This is a genomic window from Pseudozobellia thermophila (assembly GCF_900141855.1).
GTDB classification, from domain to species: domain Bacteria; phylum Bacteroidota; class Bacteroidia; order Flavobacteriales; family Flavobacteriaceae; genus Pseudozobellia; species Pseudozobellia thermophila.
On record NZ_FQYU01000001.1, the window covers coordinates 978098 to 999487 of the forward strand.

Genomic DNA, 21390 nt, shown 5'->3' on the forward strand with positions numbered 1-21390 from the left:
TTTATGGTCGATCAAAGTTTGGCCAAGATCCCGTTTTACGAGGCCAGTTCAATGACCTTGGTCCAGACCTCATGGCTTACGGGCATGCCCTCCTTCTTGTTTTTGGTACGGGTCTGCAAGGTTCGCTCGCCCGGATAGTAGACTTTGTCCCCTTCGTTAATGGGCTCCACATCGTGGGTATAATCGATGATTTCCTGCAAAAGCCTTTCTTGTAGCCCCTTATCGTGAAACAGTTCCTGCGAGATGCAGAGGTAGACTTGCGAAATGCCCACCTCGCGGTCCTTGCCCGAAATCTTGGAAGTGGAGTTCCCGGCGGATAACAAGGTGGCCAACATATCGAGTATCATCGAAAGGGCCGATCCCTTCCAATAACCAATGGGCAGCCCCCTTTCTTTGAGCAGGATTTTTTCGGGGTCGGTAGAGAGTTGGTCCTTATCGTCGTATCCTCCCGGAAAAGGCAGTTTTTTCCCTTTAAGGCGATAGTCGTTTATTTTTCCGAAGGCGAACTGCGAAATGGCCATGTCCAAGACCACATGGCCTTCTTCGCGGGGAATGGAAACAATGAAGGGGTTGTTGCCCAACCGGCTTTCCTTGCCTCCCCATGGCGGCATGTTGGGCTGGGTGTTGGTGAACATAATGGAAATGCAGCCTTGGTCGGCGGCATGCCATCCGTAGGTGCCGCCCCGCATCCAGTGGTTGGTGTTTCTCAGCGCTACCAGTCCCATGCCATGGGTCTTGGCCAGTTCAACGGCCCGGTCGGTGCATTTGATGGCATTTATTATGCCGGGACCCAATTGGCCGTCCCAGCGTTCGATACTTCCGAAGCTTTCTACTTTTTCCGCTTCGGCGTTGATATCGATATAACCTTTTTCGACATAGGTGATAAAAAGGGGAACGCGGTTGATGCCGTGTGAGTTGACCCCGTCCAAGGTGCTTTCGGAATGTATTTTGGCCAATAGGTCCGCTTTGCCAGGGGCAAAACCGTATTTGAGAAATAACTTGCGCAGCACTTCCTGCATGTGGTCAAAGGTAATCTGGGTTAGGTCTGAAGCCATCTTGTAGTGTTAATTTTGTTTTGTCGCATTTCGGTCGATGGTGCCAAATGTATCCGAAGACCTGTCAACGGAAGGAAAAACACGACCGACGAAATATGAGGTAAGTTACTCTTTTTTTGTATTTGTCCGGGTGATGAGATAACTACTTGTCAAGATCAACAAGCCACCGATGGCTGTATTTACGCCCAAGTTTTCGTCCAGTACGAAATAGCCCAGGGCAATGGCACTGATGATTTCGAGGTACATAAGACCCGAAGCCGTGGCCGCCGATAAGTATTTGAGTCCGTAAAAAAAGAGTTTGAAAACGACGAGACCGATTAAAAGGCCATAGAAGATACCGATCCCGACTTGGCTCCATTGCAGCTCGGGAAGAAAGAAAATAAAGGGCAAAAAGAAAACCGAGCTCACCAAATTTTGGAAGATAATGATCTGTTCCTGCGAGTAGTTGTCCGATTCCGATTTGAACATAACCACGGTTATGGCATATCCCAAGGCACTTAAGACGGCGGCGATCATACCGACCATGTCGTCGTTTTCAAAACTGAACGATTTGTTGGCATAGGTGATAACCATACCCAAAAAGGCCAAGAGCAAGAGCAATACCTGTTGTCTTTTTAAAGGGCGTTTGTAATAGTTCGACTCGATCAAAAACACGAAAATAGGCCACGAATAGATCAAGACTACGGCGTTGCCTATCGAGGTGTAGATAAAGGCCATAAGGTATAGATAGAGCCGCCCTACATTAATGGCCGAGGCCCATAACATCCTTTTGTAGTTGCCGGTAAAAATGGGTTTTGATTTGCTGAAGAGCACGGGAGAAAGTACCAAGACGGGCACCATGGTTCTAAAAAAAGCTATGCTGCCCGTGGAAAAGGTGTCCATGAGCTTGATGAGAACGCCATTGTTGCCTGCGATCAAGGCGCAAAGTATAATGGCGTAAAGGGCTTTGTTCATTGGTTTATTTTGGCATGAAAGCACCTCGGTGCACAATTGCATGCATTAAAAAGGCCTAAGAGGTTGTTTGTATACCTGACTTCTTTATGGAAAACCGACTTCGGTCAATGGCCCAATTTAGCATATAACCATTGGTTCCTTAGTTCCCGTTGTTCGGGAAAGGTCCAATGTTGGGTTTCTTGAAAAAGATGAAGTTCTTTTTTTCCGGGTATTACATTATAGGCCGAATAGGTAGAGGCGGGCGGGCATACATTGTCGTTATAGCCCCAGCTGTACCAGCCCTCGGCCTTGACGAAACGGGCAAAGTTGACGACATCGTAGTATTTTGAAACCTCTATTTTTTCGGGTTTGTCGGTAAATTCGTCCACAAAAATTTGGGGCCAGCCACCGGCACGCCCGTGAAGAAAGCCCGTCATGTCGGAAAGGGCAGGGTAAAAGGCCGCCAGATAATCGATCCGGTCGTCGAGGCCTGCCGTTACAATGGACAGGGCCCCACCCTGGCTGCCCCCGGTCACCCCGATATCCTCGCCGTTAAACTTGTCGAGGCTTTCCAAAAAATCGACCGAGCGCACACATCCTAAATAGACCCGACGGTAATACATGTTGTCCTTGTCGTCCAAATTGGAGATTTGGTAGTTGCCCAGGGCACCGGCCCTAAGGTCGTCATAGACATTTTTGTCGAGGTTGACGGGAATGCCATGGATACCGATGGTGAACGAAACAAAGCCTTGGGCGGCCTCATCCACTTCACCGTAATAGGGTCGGATTCCCGCACCAGGCACATGAAGGATGGCGGGGTACTTGCCTTCTTTTTTGGGCATGGCAAGAATTCCGTAGATCTTGCCTTTAATGTTGTTGATGCTCACATGGTATACGTCTACCTTGTCGGTACAACGCTCGGGCATGAGGGTCAGTACCGGTTGCATGGGTATTTGCGCCAGTTCTTCCTTTCCTTTCTCCCAAAACTCCTCGAAATCCCTTGGCAAGGTGGTGGTGGGCCTGATGCGTTCGGGGGCAAAACCTACCGTAGTATAGGAGGAATACTCCCTGCCCTCGACGGTAACCTTTGCGGTGCACCTTAAAAAACCGGGCTTATTGAATTTTTTGGACTTTATCGACGTGTTTTTCTTCAGGGTAAGGGATCCCTCGTCCCATAGGGGCAGTTCGCGATAGCCCGCATCGGGACCGATGGTATAATCGACCTCGATACCGGTCAAGGGAACCTTGTTTTTCAGCACTTGTATGGTGAACTCGGCCTGTTCACCCACATTGTAGGTCCAATCCGATTCATCGGGACTGATAATTACCTCTACTAATTTTTTACTGGGCTGGGCACTGAGGTAGAGGCAGAACAAAAGGGCCGGTACAAGAACGGTGTATACTTTGTTTTTCATGGTTTGGATCGGTTGGTTGAAAAAATCGTTACCGCTAAGATACAAATTGATACGAAAGAAAATGCCTAGTCGCTCCCCGTAGGTTTCATGTTTCTGATGGCGCTGATTTTCCAGTTGCCGTTTTCTTTCACGGCGACAAAGGTACTCCACATGTTCCGAAGGCTCCCGTCTCGGTTTTTTATCGTGTAGCGCGCATCGATCAGGGCGGTGGTAGGCCCCAGGAACCGGGTATTCCTTACGGTGAGGGTTCGGTCGCCCGGGTTGGTGGTAGAGCTGCGCATCATGCCCTGTTTGGCGGTCTTAAGGCCGCGTCGCCACTCGCCGGTCGATACAAGTTGGTCGATGTCTTTCGTAAGGATCCGATCGAGAAGCGCCGTATCCTTGGTGTCGCGGGCCTCGGCGTATTGTTCGATGAGGTGGTATAGGGGCTTTTCCTCTTCCGATACCGGTTGTTGCCCGCCGACACGGGCGGTAAGAAATAACAATAGGAGTATGGGATGGAAAAAATTCAAGGTCACGTTCAATTTCTTAAATGAATGGAAGGGCTCCTTACTCCGATTCGCTTCCAATACCGATATTCTTGAAGGTCTGGATGATGAGGTCCATTTCCTTTTCGTGTAAATGCTTGTCCGACTGTGCAATGGTGTCTAGAATTTGGCCCAGTTTCTTTTTCTTTTCGAACGACATATTGTGAAGCGGTATCAAGGCTTCGTCGGCACTTATCGTTTGTGCCTCCTTGACAATATGGTCGTCGATGCACAGCTCCTCCCTAAGACGGTGTAAGGCCTTTACCTCGTCGGGATGCACGGTGCCGTCTGCCAAGATAACTTCGTACGACATGGTAACAATGGCCCTTTTTTCTACTTCTTCAAATTCCATTTTCTTAACGGTAACTGTAAAAAACTATATTTCCATCGCCTTGTAAATATAGGTCATGAGCGAGGTCTCCTTCAAGTGTTTGAACCCGTCGGAAATAGCTGTCATTTCCAATATCGATTGTAGGTTTTTCTTTTTTTCGGGAGGCATTTTCCTCAAAATGGCCATGGCCTGCTCGCTTTCGATGTTTCTGGCCTGTAAGATAAAGTTGCTGTCGAAATCGATGTGCTTCATCAATTGGGTGAGGGCGTTTATTTCTCCGTTATGGACTTTCCCGTCAGCAAGGATTACCGCATTGATGGCGTGTACTATGGCCAGTTTTTCGGCCAAGTTGAAGTTCTCGGTCTCAGTCAATGTCATACGTCAATGGTTTGTGTTAGTGGGGCGGAAGATAATAAAAAATGACTTAGGGGCTATTAATTTGTGGTCACAAATAACCTGTTGTTAACACCGGAAGCCTAAAAATTCGGGTTAAATATTAATGCGTGATGGTTTTGGGCCGGATCAAATGGCTTAAGGGGGATAAGGCCGAGAGGGCCTTGTCTATCGAGGTGATTTTTTCGAAGACCAATAACAGACGCAGTCCGTTTCGGGTCTGTTTTTCCTTCAATTTACAATGTTGGGGGTGACTTTGTACAAATTGCAATACTCTGGCGAATGCCGCGCTTTGGTAGAACGGTGATTGTTGGTCGGCGATAAAGTAGCCGATCAACTTTCCTTTCTTCATAACGATGCGTTCGATGCCTATTTCGGTGGCGATCCATTTGATCCGTACCGAATTCAATAGGTCTTCGGCCTCGGCCGGGAGTTCGCCAAAGCGGTCGATCAGTTCCTTGGCGTATTTTTGTAGGCCCTCTTCGTCCTTTACCTGATTGAGCTCGGTGTATAGGTTGAGTCGCTCGGTTACGTTGTTGATGTAATCGTCGGGGAAGAGCAGTTCGAAATCGGTGTCGATCTGGGTTTCTTTTACAAAGACCATTTCTTGGTGGCCCTCGACCTCTTCGTAAAGGTCTTTGAACTCGTTTTCCTTGAGCTCGTCAATGGCCTCGGCCAATATTTTCTGGTAGGTTTCGAAACCGATCTCATTGATAAAGCCGCTCTGTTCCCCTCCGAGGAGGTCGCCGGCCCCCCTGATCTCGAGGTCTTTCATGGCGATGTTAAAACCACTGCCCAATTCGGTAAACTGCTCCAAGGCCTCGATGCGCTTGCGGGCATCGGGGGTCATTGCTTCGTATGGGGGGGTTATAAAAAAGCAGAAGGCCTTTTTGTTGCTACGGCCTACCCGACCGCGCATCTGGTGCAGGTCGCTCAACCCGAAGTTATTGGCGTTGTTGATGAAAATGGTATTCGCATTGGTTACATCGAGCCCGCTTTCGATAATGGTGGTGGAAACCAGTACGTCAAATTCGCCGTTCATGAAGGAGAGCATAAGGGTTTCAAGTTTCTTGCCGTCCATTTGGCCATGGCCGATGCCTACCTTCGCATCGGGCACCAAGCGCTGGATCAAGCCTGCCACTTCCTTGATGTTTTCGATACGGTTGTGAATAAAAAAGACTTGTCCGCCCCGTTGGATCTCATAACTGATGGCATCCCGGATCGTTTCTTCGGTAAAACGGATGACGCGGCTTTCGATGGGGTAGCGGTTGGGCGGGGGCGTACTGATCACCGAAAGGTCCCTGGCAGCCATTAGGCTGAACTGGAGCGTACGCGGTATGGGTGTGGCCGTAAGGGTCAGCACGTCTACATTCTCCTTGATGGATTTCAGTTTGTCCTTAACCGAAACCCCGAACTTTTGTTCCTCATCGACGATGAGGAGTCCCAGATCCTTGAACTTTACGTTTTTGTTGACCAGCTGGTGGGTGCCGATGATGATGTCCACTTTGCCCGAGGCAAGGTTCTCCAAGGTTTCCCTGCGTTCTTTGGCGGTTCTAAAACGGTTCAGGTAGTCCACGCTTACGGGCATGTCCTTTAAGCGCTCCGTAAAGGTGCGGTGGTGCTGAAAGGCCAGGATGGTGGTAGGCACCAGTACGGCCACTTGTTTTCCGTTGTCGACGGCCTTGAAGGCGGCCCGTATGGCCACTTCGGTCTTTCCGAAGCCTACATCGCCGCAAATAAGGCGGTCCATCGGGCGTTCGCTTTCCATGTCGCGCTTTACGTCTTCGGTGGCCTTGCCCTGGTCGGGTGTGTCCTCGTAGATAAAAGAGGCTTCGAGCTCGTTTTGCAGATAGCTGTCGGGACTGTATTGAAAACCTTTTTGCAGTCTTCGCTTCGCATACACCTCAATGAGGTCGAAAGCAATCTTTTTGACGCGTGACTTCGTTTTTTGCTTCAGTTTTTTCCATGCGGCGGAGCCCAACTTATAGACCTTGGGCACCGTGCCGTCCTTACCGTTGAACTTTGATATTTTGTGCAGGGAATGGATGCTGACGTAGAGGATGTCGCGTTCGCCGTACATGAGTTTGATGGCTTCCTGCTTCTTGCCCTCCACATCTATTTTTTGAAGTCCGCCGAACTTTCCGATACCGTGGTCGATGTGTGTGACGTAGTCGCCGATTTCGAGCTTGTTCAGCTCCTTTAGGGTAATGGCCTGTTTTTTGGCGTAGCCGTTTTTGAGATGGAACCTGTGGTAGCGTTCAAAAATCTGATGGTCGGTATAACAGACCACCTTTAGTTCGTCGTCTATAAAACCTTGAAAAATAGGGAATACGATGGTCTCGTAATGTACCTTTTGGTTGATGTCCTCAAAAATGGCCTGAAACCGTTTGGCCTGCTGTTCGCTGGCGCAAAAGATATAATTGGTATACCCCAGTTTTTTATGGCCGTTGAGGTTTTCGATAAGGAGGTCGAATTTTTTATTGAACGATGGCTGTGGCTTGGTGGCGAAGGAAATGGTGTCTCCGGCTTCGCCGAGGGTCGCCCCTCCCTCCATGGTGATCAGCCCGAAATTTTTCAATTGCTCCCTAAAACTGTCGGCGTTCATAAAGAGCTCTTGGGGTTCGGCGTGTTGAATGTCTTTCGACAGTTTGTCAAAGGCTTCCCCGGCCTTCAGAAAGAAGTCGTCCAGCCGGTCAAAGAGAAAATCGGGGTTTTTTATAAAAACCGAGGTTTCAGGGGAGATATAGTTGAGAAAGCCTTCCCGCTTTTCCTCCAAAAACTTATTGGCCACATTGGGGATAATGCTGATTTTGTTCACTTTTTCCGTAGAAAGTTGCGACTCAACATCAAAGGTCCGGATGCTGTCTACCTCGTCCCCGAAAAATTCGATACGGTAGGGCTCGTCGTGCGAAAACGAAAAGACGTCCACGATGCCGCCGCGCACCGAAAATTCACCGGGCTCGGTAACAAAATCGACCCGTTTGAACTTGTACTCGAACAGCACCTCGTTGAGAAAATCCAAGGAGAGGGTGTCGTCGAGCTTTATCTTAAGGGTGTTTTTCTGTAGCTCTTTACGCGTAACCACTTTTTCGAAAAGTGCATCGGGGTAGGTGACGATCAGTGCCGGCTTTTTTCGCGAGTTGATCCGGTTGAGCACTTCGGCCCTCAAGAGTACGTTGGCATTATCGGTCTCTTCGATCTGGTAGGGCCTGCGGTAACTTCCCGGGTAGAACAGTACGTCCTTTTCACCGATCAGTTGCTCCAGGTCGTTGAGGTAGTAGGCGGCTTCCTCCTTATCGTTGAAAACTAAGAGAAAAGGCCTGTCCGATTTTCGAAAAACCTCTGAAAACACGAACGACAAGGAAGACCCCGTGAGCCCCTTTAAGACAAGGGTCTCTTGCGAATTCTGTTTTTTTTCTGTCTTTTGGGAGAATTTTTGGGCAATGGCGTCCTGCAGTTTTCGCGTTTGCGAAGACCGGGAAAACAGTTGTTGAATGGAAGATTGCGTCAACCGTTATATTTTTAATAACCCATATAAAATGCTAAAGCATATTTACACGGGATGATATTTTCCTTGCCCAATTTCAAATTGGGTTTTCACTTTTAAGAGTGCAAAGGTAAGGAACTCATTTTATGTAATTGCGCTCTTTTGTGCCCTATCGATCAATTAATCGACTACATTAAGGGCAAAAGTCGCCCCGCTTTGCCGATTGATTGGGCCACGCCCGCACCGTACCCCCAAAACATGCCGTATTTCCCCTGTTCCCACTTTGTCTAGGCGCCTCAGGTCGGGAGCATAAAATCGGTTTCAGTCTTTTTGCAGTCTTTGCCTAAGTTTTTTGCCGGGACCTGCCTTCCGGTTGCGAAAGCCATGTGCCATTGAGGAGATGAAAAGAACGATTGCTGCGGCCAATGCCGAATAGGCAACACTTTCCATTGCATCTTTGTGGCGGACAAATATGGCTACAAAGGCCCACACGGCCACCAGTGCGAATTCGCGCATATTACGTGTCCAGGTGATGATAAGATTGATAAGGGTGGCAATCATTATCACAATGATGGTCCAGGTCACTTCTGACAACGGGCCGCCTTCCCAGCCCAATTTTGCAAGGTATGCCGAAATATTGGCGATGGTTGCCACGGTTATCCATCCCCCATACAAACTTATGGGCCACCACACGAGGGCGATGACCTCGATGGGCGCATCCCATCGTTCCATATTGGTATTTAAGATGATTTTTATCAATGAAACGAGGATACCCAGCATTATCAAAACCGATAAACCCGTATGATCATATACGAAGGCCAATACCCATGCGCAATTGAGAAGGTTCGCAAGAAGGAACCAATAACCGGTTTGGGCAATGAATTCCTTTGGTTGGGAAGAATAGGCCCTTTTTACTTGAAAAATGGAAAAGGCCAATAGGCCTAAAAAGATCAGGCCCCAAATGGAAAATGCATATCCTGAGGGGGTGAATAGATTGTCGTATTTGGAACTGATTTCCCCTATAGTGGTGCCGTTTAGGCGAAAGGCCTGTGAGAGGTAATTGATGAGAATGACGATAAGTACCGAAGCTAAATTGAGGATGGAGCGTGTTTTGGCCATGTTCTTCTGCTTTGGACAAAAGTAATTTGGCCTGCTGTTTTTTGTTGATGGCATCCCTTTTAAAAAGGACTTGTTTGAAATGGGAAATGGATGCCAAGGTCACACTTTTATAACCTCATCATCGGCGATTACGAACACTTGGTCATCCTCCTGGGGTTGTAACACGTAGGTGCCGGTGAACGCACCAAAGGCGGGTAAGATCAATTGCCCATTTGTTTTGAAAAAGCAGGCCAGCCTTAGGTGTTGCCTCCCAAGGCCCTTCATTTTTATGGCAGGATGTAGGTGTCCGCAAAAATTGAAAAGTCCTTCTCTTTCTTCGGGATGATGCGTCAGTAAAAAACCGTCTACGATCAATTCGTCAAACTGGTCGATTTCCAAGGCTTCAAATCTTTCAGGGGCAATGATATCGTGATTTCCGGTAATCAAGGTGACCTTTGATGGTGTTTTTGCGATCCAGTTCTCGAACAGTACCCATTCCTTGTTGATGGACGAATGGAAGAGATCGCCCAAAAAGCAAATGTTAAATGGTTGGTATTTTTCGATGAGCCCATCCATCAAGACATAGTTCTTATGAACCGCGTGCTTGGGTACGGCCGCCCCGAACTTTCTAAAGTGGGAGACCTTGCCCAGGTGTACGTCGCTGATCAGAAGGGTCGACTTTTCCACCCAAAAAAGGGCGCCCGATGGGTGCATTTCGAAATGTTGGTCTTGTATGATGAGGGAATGGGCCATTGGGACAAAAGTACAAAATCGGGAAACGGGTCCTAAGAAGACCGGGAAAACAAAAAGGCCGGCAATCGCCGGCCTTTCTTATTTGGGGTCGAAACGATCATTCCTTGATCAATTTAACGCTTTCGACAAGGTCCTTGCCGTTGTAAATGCCCAAGACATAGACCCCTTTTCTCAGGTAAAAGGGATATAGTTTCTTACTGGTGGTGTTCTTGGGGATCCAGGTGCTATAGACCCATCTTCCGTAGGTATTGTATAGTACGGCCAGGTAGTGATCCGGCGTCGGTTCGGAAAAGGCGATGGTGGTACTGTACGTGAACGGGTTGGGACTTACCTTTATTTCCAGGTCTACCGGGGGCAGGTCTTCACAGCTGCCCAAGCTGGCCCCTCTTTTTAAAAAGGATGAAACGGCATATTGGGAGACGCATAAGGTCCGCCCTTTGTAACAGATCTGAACCTTGGGGTTTCTTGGGTTGTTGCCACAACTTACGTCGTTGACGGCCACCTCGATGGTCTTGCTTGCCGAACAGCCATTTTCGTCGGTTACCGTGACCGTATACCCGGTGGTTTCCCCGGGGCAGACCGAGATGCTTTCCGTGGTTTCGCCGGTACTCCATTCGTAGGTGAAGTTCCCTGCCCCGCCCATAACTTCCCATACGCTTAGGGTAGCGCAATTGTCGGTACCGTAGCCTATGGTAATCGTGGTATCCTCGGAAGTGACCAATTCCAAGGCGCTTGGTTCGTATATGGCAATAGTGGCCTCAAGGCTGTTTTGCAGGGCGTCGGTAACCGTAACCGAATATTCGCCAGGTTCCAGTCCTTCGATGGTCGGGGTGCTTGCCCCGTTGCTCCATACATAGGTGTAGGGGCCTACGCCTCCCGATACGGCCACCGTCGCGCTTCCATCGCCTTCCCCGTAACAACTTACATCGGTTTTGGCAATACTGTCCAAAACGAAGGGTTTTACCAGCATTCTTACCGATACCGGAAAATGGTCGGAAGCGGTCTGGGTGTAATCGCTGTCGTAGAACTCGTAATGCACCTGGGCCGATTGCGCGATATAGTTTTCGGCCAGTTCGTTGCTTACCAAAATATGGTCGATTACGTTTTCCCGAAATGCATAAGACCGTAATCCTTGCTCGCTAAGCACGTCGGTGAGGATGTCGAAATTCGTCGTATCGGCAACGAAGGCCTGATAGGTAGAAAGGGTAGTGGACACATCGTCGGCTACCGTTTCGTCCACATCATCGTTGTAATCGCCCAACACGACCAGGTTGTTGTCGGCGTAGTATTGGTTAAGACTGTCCCTTAGGACCTCAACATCGTACTTGCGCATGTCGTAACGTTCTTGCGCACCACTGCTACTGTTCGCCCGGGCATGAAGGGCCACAAAGTCGTAGGCCGTTTCGGCGCCGTCGATGGTGACCGTGGTCGATATTAAAAAGGGCAGCCTTCCGCTGGCGTAGAAACGATCGGCATCGCTGGGGTAATCCGTTAAGAATGAGGTATCGCCGCCGTTGTAATAGGGGTGGATGCTTTCTAAAAGGACCTTGGTGCCGGTAACGGTCACCACATCGGTTTTATAGATAAAACCTACTTTTTGGCTCACGCCCGGGTCGTTGGGATAGGAGGTCGCCGGCGACAGGATGTAGTCGTAGCCCTCCAATTCGCCTACCATAGTGGCAAACAGGGCATCGTCCGATATTTCCTGAACGGCCATTATATCGGGATCGATACTTTGGATGACCGCCTTTACACTGTCTTTTTGTATGGCGTCCGAGTTCGGGTTGCCCGCTGCGGGCGAGTTGCCCTCGTCGCCGAACCATTCGATGTTCCAAGTAGCGATTTCCAAGGTCTTGTCGGCATCGACCTCGATGGGTAGGGTAGGGGCCTCATAGGCTTGGGCACAGGCAAGGTCGGTCCGGTTTCTCGGTAGCAATTGGTAGGTTTCGTAAAACCTTCCGACTACCCCGATTACTTGGTCGCAGGTTTCGGGTTGTGCCAATCCGACCAGGGCCTCGACATCATTGTCTATGCGCAGTTCCCCCGAACCGCTGCCATCGGAAACGAGGTAGTTCGAATTTCCGAAGAGCAAGTCGTTGGGCCGGGGAAAGGCTACGTTCGCTATGCTTACCAACTCACCGGGATGTTGCGAAAGCTGGTCCAAGCTAATTTCCAAGGGCAGGATCGGGTGGTCGGGCCTTCCGTTGTGGACGACTTCGGTAACGGGACTGATCTGGAGCTGCTCGTTAAAGGAGCTTCTCACGCCTACTACGGTAATGGAATCGCCTACTTGAAAGGCGCCCGCGCCATGTACCTTTTCATCAAAAACGGCTATGGCACCGGTTGCATCCTGGAGGTAGGCCGAACCTGCAAACTCGTCCGCTACGGTCAAGACCCCCGAAACGGAGACCAAGGTGCCGTCGGCCGCGGCTCGCGCATCGCTTATGGAAATAACATCCGGGTTTTCAGTGCTTCCGTCCCCACCGCCAAAAGTACCGATAGGAAAGGGCAGGGAGGCCGTAGCGTTGGTCGTGCTTCCGTCCAAAACATCGATGCCGCTGTAGGTCCAATCGTCCAAAATGAAAGAACCGCTGTTCAATGTACCTTCTTTTCTATAGGCCCATCCGTCGAGGTAGTCCCATGCCTGTCCGGAGCCATCCATATTGATATCGCCGAAGGTATCGATCACCTCGCCCTTGTAAAAAAGCTCTATGGCGTCGTCGCCGTTAACGGAAACGGAATCGGAGGTGTAGTCGGGGGCGAACCCGAAATACGCGGTAAAACCGTCAATGTCGGTCGCTAGATACACGTAGGTATTCGCAGGAACGCCAACCGCGGGAAAGGTAAATTCTTCCCCGTCGGTGCCCCCGCCATTGTTGGCCGAGCCAAAGCCGTAGAGGCTAAGGTCGGCAATGGCATTTCGGGCATAGAGTTCGACCGCCTTGGGTAAGCCTCCGGGTAAGGGGCCATCGACGATACCGGTAATCATTAGGTCGGGACCGTAGGATTGTAAGGGGAAAGGGGTGGTCGCCGTGGCATTGCTCAGTTCGCCGTCCAAGGCGTTGATGCCGCTGAAGATCCAGTTCGCACTATCGAAGCTGCCGTTGTTGGCGGGAACTTCGTCCTTTCTATAGGCCCATCCGTCGAGATGGTCCCAAGCTTCGCCCGAACCATCGGTGTTGATATCGCCAAACACATCGATGACCGACCCGTTCAGGAACAACTCTACGGCATCGTCGCCGTTTATGGCCATGGCACCGGAGGTGTAATCGGGGGCAAAGCCGAAAAAATCGGTAAAGCCTTCCGTTTCGGAGGCCAGGTAAATAAACTGACCGGCCTGTATGGCATCGGCGGGAAAGGTAAACTCCTGTCCGTCGCTACCCCCTCCGTTATTGGCCGAACCTATTCCGTACACACTCAAATCGGGAATGTCGGTGGTGGCATAGAGCTCGATGGCCTTTGGGGTGCCCCCAGAAAGCGGCCCGTCCAGGGCGCCGGTGATTATCAAGCCCGATTCGATCGGGGTGTCCGATTCGGTGCGGGCACTTGTCGCCACTCCCGTTGAATATTCGATAGCCGGTGTCACCGACCAGATCTTATAAAAATATTCGGTGTTGGGGCTTAGACCGCCGTGTTGAAAGAGGGTCGTGTTTCCCGTGGCCAATACCGTACTGCCGTCGGATAGGGTTTCACCTGTAACGTACGTTTGCCCGTCTACCAAGGAAGCCGTGATGGCCTGTGTTGAAACGGCCAAGACAATGGCATCGTTATCGGCGTTCAAGGACCAGGACAAATCGATGGAGGTCGTGCCCTGTACCGTTGTTGTAAAGCCGGAAGGGTTGGCGATGACCGTTGTCCCACCGCCCCCAAAGGAAGCAAGGGGGAAGGGCGAGGCCGCCGATGCGTTCGACATGGCGTTGTCGAGGGCATCCGGGCCGCTAAATGTCCAGTTGTCCAAAACGAAGGCGGTGCCATCGGGTCCGGTGCCGTTCTTTCTATAGGCCCACCCATCGAGGTATTCCCACGGTTGGCCGTTTCCATCGACATTGATGTCTCCGAAGGTGTCGATTACGGCGCCTTGGTAAAAGAGTTCAATGGCATCGTCACCGTTCACATTGGCCGCTGAATCTTCGTAGTCGGGCGCAAATCCAAAGAAATTGTTGAATTCTACCGCTTCGGAGGCAAGATAGATGTACGAGCCCGAAGTGGCCGTGGTGGCAGGGAAGGTAAATTCTTCACCATCGCTGCCCCCGCCGTTGTTGGCAGAGCCAATGCCATAGGCGCTTAAATCGGGAATATCGTTGGCCACGTAAAGTTCGATGGCCTTGGGGAGGCCACCGGGCAAGGGACCGTCTATGACCCCTGTAATCTTTAAGTCCTGGGCAAAGGCACCCAGGGCCAAGGTCAAAAAGAACAATAGCAAGTAATTTTTCTTCATAGCGTTGTTTTTTAGAATCGGTTCAACCTTACAAAGGTTTTAAAATACTGTGGATTAAGGGTGTGCTTAAATTTAAGGTTAGGTTAACAATTCAAAAATATATAATCCATCATTTGGTCAACATTCGGGTCATCCGCTTTATTCGGTCGGCCAATTTTTCCGAACTCAATTTTTCGCGCAGTCTGTCCGTTATAATCGGGAACGAAAAGGGAGTGGCTTTCGAACATTCCTTCCAGACAATAGTTTGACGTTCAATTCGCGTAAGGGCCATTCGTAGGCGTCCTTCTTCCAATTGATGCTCAAAGGTTTCGGTGAAAGCCTGTTGAAAGAGTAGGTTGTCGGCCTCATAATCCTTAAAAACATCAAATAATAACTGGGAATTGCTTTGCAGGTGCTTCATTTTAATACCCTTATTCGGATAACCGGTAAAGACCATACCGCTAATCACGGCGATATCGCGAAATTTGCGGCGCGCCATTTCGTTGGAGTTGAGGCTCTTCTGCAAATCGGACAACATATAATCCGTAGTAAACAAATCATTGTCCAAAACCGCTTGAATGTCTATGGGCTTATCGCTCAACATTTCAAAACCGTAATCATTAAATGCCAGGGAGACCGTTATAGGTTGCAACAGGCTTATTCGGTAAGACAGCAAACTACTCATAGCCTCATGAACGGCCCTGCCTTCAAAAGGGTAGAATATGTGGTGGTACCCGTCTCGGGTCTTAAAGGTTTCTATTAAAAATTCCGCAGGTGTGGGAACGATACTTTCTTCCCGCTGCTTGTCAAAAATAGGTTTGAGCGATTTTAATTCCGGACCTTGCAAGTCATTGGCAGCAGCTTTGTATAATTCTTGACGAAGCAATTCTGACATCTGTGCCGAAAAACTAAGTCGGCCTCCCATCCAGCTAGGAACCTTATTCGTCTTTTTAGTGGAGTTTCGTACATGGGCCTGCATGCCTTTAATGCGGATAAATTCCAAATTTCTTCCTGCAAATGTAAAGACATCCCCTCGTGTCAATTTAGAAATAAAATACTCTTCAATGGAGCCGATGTAGCCTCCGGTTTGGTACTTGACGGTAATGGTGGCATCACCAACAATTGTTCCGATTTGAAAACGATGGCGCATGGCAATACCACGGTTGTTCACCTTAAACTTGCCATCCGCTTCAACCTCCACTTTTTTGTATTCGTCATAACTGCTTAGGCTCTGGCTGCCCATCACCAAAAAGTTCAGCAGCCATTGCCATTGGTCTTCGGTAATACCTTGGTAACAAAAAGTACGTTTTATTTCAGGAAAAATAGCATTGGGGTAAAACCCGTCCGAGATGGCCAAAGTGGTCAAATACTGAAGGAGAACATCAAAACTGTTGAGGTAGGGCAGACGGTCTTCCACGGCATTATCCTTGACGGCCACTTGCAATGCGGATGCTTCAATGAGCTCCATGGCGTGGGTAGGTAAAAAATGAATAACACTTTCTTTTCCGGGGCGGTGGCCACTACGGCCCGCACGTTGTAAAAAACGGGCTACGCCTTTTGGTCCGCCAATTTGTATGACCGTTTCCACGGGAGCGAAATCCACACCTAGGTCCAAACTAGAGGTACAGACCACGGCTTTAAGACTCTCGTTTCGGATGGCCTGTTCTACCCAAAGCCTCGTTTCTTTGTTGATGCTTCCGTGGTGCATGGCTATCTCCCCCGCATATTCAGGGTGTTTTTCCAAGATTTTCTGGAACCATATTTCACACTGGCTACGGGTATTGGTAAATAACAGGGTGGTTTTACTATTGTTGATGATAGGTACAACATCTTCCAATAAGTGTAACCCTAGGTGCCCGCGCCAAGGGAAGGTTTCCATCTTCTTGGGAATGATGCTCTTTACCTTGATTTTCTTTTTGATATTCGCCCTTATCATGACGGAATTTTCCAAGGCTTCGGTCTGTGGGCCTAACAATACTTCCCGAGCTTGGTCGAGGTTGCCAATTGTTGCTGAAATTCCCCAAATACGCAGGTCTTTGGATATGGTCTTTAAACGGGATAGGGCCAGTTCCATTTGAACACCCCGCTTGGTGCCCAACAGTTCATGCCATTCATCAACCACGATTGCAGAACAGTCTTTAAAAATCTTATCGTAGCCTTTTGTAGCCAATAAAAGCTGAAGACTCTCAGGCGTTGTAATCAATAGATCGGGCATCTGTTTTTTCTGTCCTGCCCGTTCTTTGGCGGTAGTATCTCCGGTTCTTATGCCTACGGTCATCTGGGTTTCCAAATCTGCGGTGACCCGCTCTGCCGATTGCCTAATTTCTTGGGAAAGTGCCCGTAACGGGGTAATCCAAATGGCTTTTAAGCCTTTTTTGTGTTTGGTCTTGTACTGCGGATTTTTCTTGATGTAGTTTAAGACAATAGGAAACCAAAGTGCATAAGTCTTACCACTGCCCGTAGGGGCGTTTAACAGTCCGTTTTTACCTTGCAGGAAGGCTTTCCAAGTATCTTTTTGAAACTTGAAAGGCTTCCAGTTTTGTTGGTCGAACCAATTTTGTGCGACTTGATAAAGTTCTTCTCTGTTCATCGTTGAATTAAGGAATCATCGACTTTAAATCGTCCAAGGAATTGGCTTCGTGAATGCTTTTGTCTTTGCGCCATCTCAAAATCCTTGGAAACCGAGTAGCCACACCGCTTTTGTGCCGTTTGGATAAGGCTATGCCCTCAAACGCAATTTCAAACACGTGATGAGGAGTAACCGAGCGAACGGGTCCAAACCGTTCCAAGGTGTTTCTTTTGATCCAGGCATCCACTTTTCTAAACTCGGCATCGGTCAATCCTGAATAGGCTTTGGCAAAAGTTACCAGTTCCTTTTCACCTTCGTCATTTTCGTTCCATAGGGCAAAAGTATAATCCGTAAACAGATTACTGCGTCTCCCGTGTCCTCGCATGGCATAGGTAAGGACGGCATCAATGGTCAACGGGTCTACTTTCCATTTCCACCAATCCCCTTTTTTTCTTCCCACTAAATAAGGGGAGTCCTTACGTTTAAGCATGAGCCCTTCGCTGAACATTTCCCGGGAACGTTCCCTCTCCTTGGCGACTTCTTCCCACGAGCTAAAATGCATCGTTTCGGAAAGGTGAAATGGTATGTTTAAATTGTCGGTCTTTTGGTATAATTTTTCTAAAATGGCCCTACGCTCAGTAAATGGTTTGTTTCTGATATCATTTCCCTCCCATTCCAAAATATCGTAGGCCTTTAGAACAACAGGTACCTTTTTAAGTAAGGCCTTTGAAACGGTCTTGCGTCCAATGCGTGTCTGTAAATCGTTGAAGGTGCCTATTTGTCCATCAATATAGGGGAGAATTTCCCCGTCTATCACCGTGCCATTGGGAATGGTTGTTTTAAATTGGTTGAACTCAGGATATTTATCGGTCACCAATTCTTCACCACGGCTCCAGACAAACAGCTCGTCATTTCTAAGGATTACCTGCGAGCGTATGCCATCCCATTTATGTTCTGCGGACCAAAGGCTAACATCACCCAAATCTTCCGGCTCACCCTCAATAGCGTACGCGAGATAAAACGGGTAGGGTTTGGACAGATAATCGCTTTCGTTTTCTTCTATGATAAGTTCTTGAAAGGTAATTGTGTTCGGGTCCCAGTTCCCCATAAGTTTATAGGCCAAAATATCTTCATCTATTTCAGTGGCCTTTGCCAATGCCCTGGTCATTAATTTCTGGCTTACACCAATACGGAACCCTCCGGTAATCAATTTGGTAAAAACAAAACGTTCATAATAGTCGAGCACTTTCCAGTTTTCAAAGAGGTAGGTTTTTTTGTCATCATCCGATTTCTTCTTTAATGCAATCATCTCCTCCAAAAATTGGGTCAATGTTTTTTCTGTGGATGTTTTGCTCGATGGAACTATGAGAGCAATGGTTTCGGCCAAATCGCCCACAATGTGATAGCTTTCCTCAAACAACCAAAGTGGAATGTTGGCCAGTTCGGAAGCCCATTCCCGTAATAGGGTGGTGTTTACGGGACGAGGTGGGCGACGATGCGATAAAATGGCAATCGTCCATACTTTGTCCTTGTTGCTCGCTGCCAAAAAATAATCCGTCAAGGCTTGGACCTTAACATTGGTCTTATTGGTGCTATCCAAGGTTTTTATCAGTGCGGCAAACCCACGCATGCCAAGTTCCTTCGATCCGAAAACCGTAGTAGTGTCAATTTCCGATGTAGTCTGTTCTTGCTTCATGGGGTCTGGGTTTCAAGGGGTGCGGTCTCTTCTGGGGTAGTGCTGTCTTCCTCGTCACCGTATTGGGTTTCTTCCGTACGGGCGTCATAACCCTGTTCGCGCAGGTATCGTGAAAAGATTTCGGTATACCCGTGGGTGCAAATGATTTTTTCCGCGCCCGTTGCCTCAATGCTGGATAAGAGTCCCTGCCAGTCGCAGTGGTCGCTCAGAACAAAACCTTTGTCAATGGCCCTTCTGCGGCGGGCTCCCCTAAAAGTCATCCAACCGCTTGCGGAAGCCGTTACGTAGGGAACCATTTTACGGATCCAAGTACTGCCGTGTGCACTGGGCGGGGCCAGAACAATATTTCCAAGAAGCTCCTCTTTTTTGGTTTCCTTGGTAATTAGGGTCGTTTCGGGAAAATCGACCAATGGGCGAAGCACTTGGGTCATGTTCTCAATGGCTCCATGGGTGTATATCTTGCCTATATCCGTGTCCAGATATTTGAGTAGCCTTTGTGCCTTTCCCAAGCTATAGCCAAAAAGGATTGAGGTTTTTCCCTCTGCCTGGTTATCCGTCCACCACTGGTTGATATTTTCAAAAACCTCTTGCTGGGGAGTCCATTTAAAAGCGGGTAGTCCAAAGGTGCATTCCGTAATGAAGGTGTCGCATTTTATGGGTTCGTAGGGGGTGGAGATGCCGTCGTTCTCGGTTTTGTAATCTCCCGTAAACACCCAAACTTCGCCCTTATGTTCTACTCGAATTTGTGATGAGCCAATGATATGGCCGGCAGGATGAAGGCTGAATTTTACATTGTTGACCGTAAAGGATTCTCCCCATTCCCTTCCGGAGACATTGATTTCCCCTAGACGATGGCTGATAATAGGTACGTTTCTATGGTGTGTGATATATTGCTCGTGTCCCCATCGACTATGATCGGCATGCCCATGGGAAATAATTGCCTTGTCAACAGGTTTCCACGGGTCTAGATACACCTTGGCGGCACCGCAATAAATGCCCTTATCGGTAAATTCAAGAAGTGGTTTTTTCATGTTTGTAGAAAGTTACGTAATATTTCAAAATGGCATTCCGTCGCGATGGGGGCCTTATGGCGGGATGGGGGTAAAATAATCATATACTTAGAGGCGAATGACCTCTAAAAAAATTATATTTGCTGCCAATAAAATTGAAATATATGGCTATTGCAGATTTATATTCTAGCGGGGAACACAGACGAAACCTGGCACATTTTGCGGCACTTGCCACTTTGGCATCGGTCGATGGCGAAATAAGTCCGGAAGAGAAAAGCCTGTTAGATCGTTTTGCGACCAAGTTGGATATAACCGAATCGGAGTACAAGGAGGTGATGAAAAAGGAGAACAAGTATCCTATAGTGCCCCCTCATGATTCGGAGAAGCGATTGGAAAGGTTATACGACCTTTTCCGTATTATTTTTTCAGACCATTTGATCGATGACGAAGAGATGGTTTTCTTGAAAAAGTACGCCATAGGCCTGGGCTACTCTGACGAACAAGCCGATGCCATCATCAATAAGTCGGTGGCCATTTTTAGCGGGCAGATCGATTTTGATGATTACGTCTACTTGGTGAAGCGTTAAGTCGTTCCGATCGGGGGGGGGTGGCCGGTTAGTGGTATTTCTCCAAAAATTCCTGAAGTTTTAGTACCATATTTTTGCTTCCGCAAAAGAAGGGTACCCGTTGGTGCAGTTCCTTGGGCTGGATGTCCAAGATCCTGTTCTTGCCACCGATGGCCAGTCCGTTGGCCTGTTCGGCCAAAAAGGCCATGGGGTTGCATTCGTATAGCAATCGCAGTTTTCCCTCTTCGGTCACGCTGCTTTTCGGATACATGTAAATCCCTCCTTTGATCATATTCCGGTGGAAGTCCGATACCAAAGACCCGATATACCTAGAGGTGTAGGGGCGGTCGCCCTCTTCTTCCTGGCAGTATTTGATGTAATCTTTTACGCCTTGGTGAAAATGAACGTAGTTGCCCTCGTTTACCGAGTAGATACGGCCGTCTTCAGGAAATCGCATATTGGGGTGCGATAGGTAAAAGGTGCCTATAGCGGGATTGAGGGTAAAGCCGTTGACCCCGTCTCCCGTGGTATAGACCAACATGGTAGATGTGCCATATACCACATAGCCCGCGGCGACCTGGTTTTTGCCGGGCTGTAGAAAATCTTCAAGGGTTACCGGGGTGCCTACGGGGGTGATCCGCCGGTATATCGAAAAAATTGTACCTACCGATACGTTTACATCGATGTTCGATGAGCCGTCCAAGGGGTCGATCAGAACGATATATTTGTTTTGGTGCTGCTGGTCGTTGCTGTTGATCGAAATAAAGTCGTCTTCCTCTTCCGACGCAATGCCGCAGACAATTTCGCGGTTGGTCAGGGTCTGGATAAATTTTTCGTTGGCGAGCACGTCGAGCTTCTGCTGGTCTTCCCCCTGAATGTTGGTTTCGCCGGCCGCACCTAAAATATCGACCAGTCCGGCCTTGTTTACCTCGTGGTTTACTACTTTTGCCGCCAATCTGATGGCATTGATCAGTTTGGACAGCTCCCCGGAGGAATATTGAAAGGAATCTTGGTTTTCTATTATAAACTCTCCTAAGGTGCAATTTTTACGGGTCATGAAAAGCGGACTGTTGGTTCAACCACAAATATCGGGTATTTTGTGAAAGAACGCTATTTTCATTTTACTTTACTTTTTTAAAT

General features: G+C 48.7%; 15 protein-coding genes. 1 reads left to right on the forward strand and 14 read right to left on the reverse strand.

All coding sequences use genetic code 11. From position 1 onward, the window contains the following. Positions 1-35 precede the first annotated feature (35 nt). The 13 genes from yiaK to BUB37_RS04195 form a co-directional block, all read right to left on the reverse strand. Entirely contained in the window at positions 36-1055 is a 1020-nt protein-coding gene (yiaK, locus tag BUB37_RS04135) for a 3-dehydro-L-gulonate 2-dehydrogenase (RefSeq protein WP_072988894.1), read from the reverse strand. Positions 1056-1160: 105 nt separating this feature from the next. Next, entirely contained in the window at positions 1161-2009 is an 849-nt protein-coding gene (locus BUB37_RS04140; RefSeq protein ID WP_072988897.1) for a DMT family transporter, read from the reverse strand. 104 nt (positions 2010-2113) lie between these two features. After that, positions 2114-3403: an acetylxylan esterase gene (locus tag BUB37_RS04145; RefSeq protein WP_072989812.1), complete on the reverse strand. Its 1290-nt coding sequence runs from the start codon at positions 3401-3403 to the stop codon at positions 2114-2116. Positions 3404-3468: 65 nt separating this feature from the next. Next, on the reverse strand, positions 3469-3921 hold the full coding sequence (locus tag BUB37_RS04150) for an SgcJ/EcaC family oxidoreductase (RefSeq protein ID WP_212635252.1): 453 nt from the start codon (positions 3919-3921) through the stop codon (positions 3469-3471). A 31-nt stretch (positions 3922-3952) separates the two neighbouring features. After that, a complete protein-coding gene (locus BUB37_RS04155; RefSeq protein WP_072988901.1) occupies positions 3953-4282 on the reverse strand; it encodes a tellurite resistance TerB family protein in 330 nt (109 codons plus the stop codon). Between the two features lie 24 nt (positions 4283-4306). Beyond that, positions 4307-4639: a hypothetical protein gene (locus BUB37_RS04160; RefSeq protein ID WP_072988905.1), complete on the reverse strand. Its 333-nt coding sequence runs from the start codon at positions 4637-4639 to the stop codon at positions 4307-4309. Between the two features lie 118 nt (positions 4640-4757). Next, positions 4758-8165, reverse strand: coding sequence for a transcription-repair coupling factor (gene mfd, locus BUB37_RS04165; RefSeq protein ID WP_072988908.1), 3408 nt, complete (start codon positions 8163-8165; stop codon positions 4758-4760). A 297-nt stretch (positions 8166-8462) separates the two neighbouring features. Then, the gene (locus BUB37_RS04170) at positions 8463-9260 is read right to left on the reverse strand and encodes a hypothetical protein (RefSeq protein ID WP_072988910.1); all 798 of its coding nucleotides are present in this window, start codon (positions 9258-9260) and stop codon (positions 8463-8465) included. Between the two features lie 99 nt (positions 9261-9359). Beyond that, positions 9360-9992 carry a ligase-associated DNA damage response endonuclease PdeM gene (gene pdeM, locus BUB37_RS04175; RefSeq protein ID WP_072988913.1) on the reverse strand — a complete coding sequence of 211 codons (633 nt, stop codon included), beginning with the start codon at positions 9990-9992 and terminating at the stop codon, positions 9360-9362. 97 nt (positions 9993-10089) lie between these two features. Beyond that, positions 10090-14430 carry an endonuclease/exonuclease/phosphatase family protein gene (locus tag BUB37_RS21295; protein ID WP_072988916.1) on the reverse strand — a complete coding sequence of 1447 codons (4341 nt, stop codon included), beginning with the start codon at positions 14428-14430 and terminating at the stop codon, positions 10090-10092. A 109-nt stretch (positions 14431-14539) separates the two neighbouring features. Next, complete coding sequence (locus BUB37_RS04185; RefSeq protein WP_072988919.1) at positions 14540-16999, reverse strand: ligase-associated DNA damage response DEXH box helicase; 2460 nt, start codon at positions 16997-16999, stop codon at positions 14540-14542. 7 nt (positions 17000-17006) lie between these two features. Beyond that, complete coding sequence (locus tag BUB37_RS04190; RefSeq protein WP_072989817.1) at positions 17007-18608, reverse strand: ATP-dependent DNA ligase; 1602 nt, start codon at positions 18606-18608, stop codon at positions 17007-17009. Between the two features lie 62 nt (positions 18609-18670). After that, a complete protein-coding gene (locus BUB37_RS04195; protein WP_072988922.1) occupies positions 18671-19705 on the reverse strand; it encodes a ligase-associated DNA damage response exonuclease in 1035 nt (344 codons plus the stop codon). Between the two features lie 143 nt (positions 19706-19848). On the opposite strand from BUB37_RS04195, the gene BUB37_RS04200 reads away from it, so the two are divergent. Then, positions 19849-20271, forward strand: a complete 423-nt coding sequence (locus BUB37_RS04200; protein WP_072988925.1) for a tellurite resistance TerB family protein — start codon at positions 19849-19851, stop codon at positions 20269-20271. A 28-nt stretch (positions 20272-20299) separates the two neighbouring features. On the opposite strand, the gene fbp is transcribed toward BUB37_RS04200, so the two are convergent. Then, positions 20300-21307 carry a class 1 fructose-bisphosphatase gene (gene fbp, locus BUB37_RS04205; protein ID WP_072988928.1) on the reverse strand — a complete coding sequence of 336 codons (1008 nt, stop codon included), beginning with the start codon at positions 21305-21307 and terminating at the stop codon, positions 20300-20302. Positions 21308-21390: the final 83 nt, after the last annotated feature.

What these genes read in the sequence shown, in the direction of transcription:
- yiaK (WP_072988894.1), bottom strand. Translation starts at nt 1,055, where the DNA reads ATGGCTTCAGACCTAACCCAGATTACCTTTGACCACATGCAGGAAGTG.
- BUB37_RS04140 (WP_072988897.1), bottom strand. Translation starts at nt 2,009, where the DNA reads ATGAACAAAGCCCTTTACGCCATTATACTTTGCGCCTTGATCGCAGGC.
- BUB37_RS04145 (WP_072989812.1), bottom strand. Translation starts at nt 3,403, where the DNA reads ATGAAAAACAAAGTATACACCGTTCTTGTACCGGCCCTTTTGTTCTGC.
- BUB37_RS04155 (WP_072988901.1), bottom strand. Translation starts at nt 4,282, where the DNA reads ATGGAATTTGAAGAAGTAGAAAAAAGGGCCATTGTTACCATGTCGTAC.
- BUB37_RS04160 (WP_072988905.1), bottom strand. Translation starts at nt 4,639, where the DNA reads ATGACATTGACTGAGACCGAGAACTTCAACTTGGCCGAAAAACTGGCC.
- BUB37_RS04170 (WP_072988910.1), bottom strand. Translation starts at nt 9,260, where the DNA reads ATGGCCAAAACACGCTCCATCCTCAATTTAGCTTCGGTACTTATCGTC.
- pdeM (WP_072988913.1), bottom strand. Translation starts at nt 9,992, where the DNA reads ATGGCCCATTCCCTCATCATACAAGACCAACATTTCGAAATGCACCCA.
- BUB37_RS21295 (WP_072988916.1), bottom strand. Translation starts at nt 14,430, where the DNA reads ATGAAGAAAAATTACTTGCTATTGTTCTTTTTGACCTTGGCCCTGGGT.
- BUB37_RS04185 (WP_072988919.1), bottom strand. Translation starts at nt 16,999, where the DNA reads ATGAACAGAGAAGAACTTTATCAAGTCGCACAAAATTGGTTCGACCAA.
- BUB37_RS04190 (WP_072989817.1), bottom strand. Translation starts at nt 18,608, where the DNA reads ATGCGTGGGTTTGCCGCACTGATAAAAACCTTGGATAGCACCAATAAG.
- BUB37_RS04195 (WP_072988922.1), bottom strand. Translation starts at nt 19,705, where the DNA reads ATGAAAAAACCACTTCTTGAATTTACCGATAAGGGCATTTATTGCGGT.
- BUB37_RS04200 (WP_072988925.1), top strand. Translation starts at nt 19,849, where the DNA reads ATGGCTATTGCAGATTTATATTCTAGCGGGGAACACAGACGAAACCTG.
- fbp (WP_072988928.1), bottom strand. Translation starts at nt 21,307, where the DNA reads ATGACCCGTAAAAATTGCACCTTAGGAGAGTTTATAATAGAAAACCAA.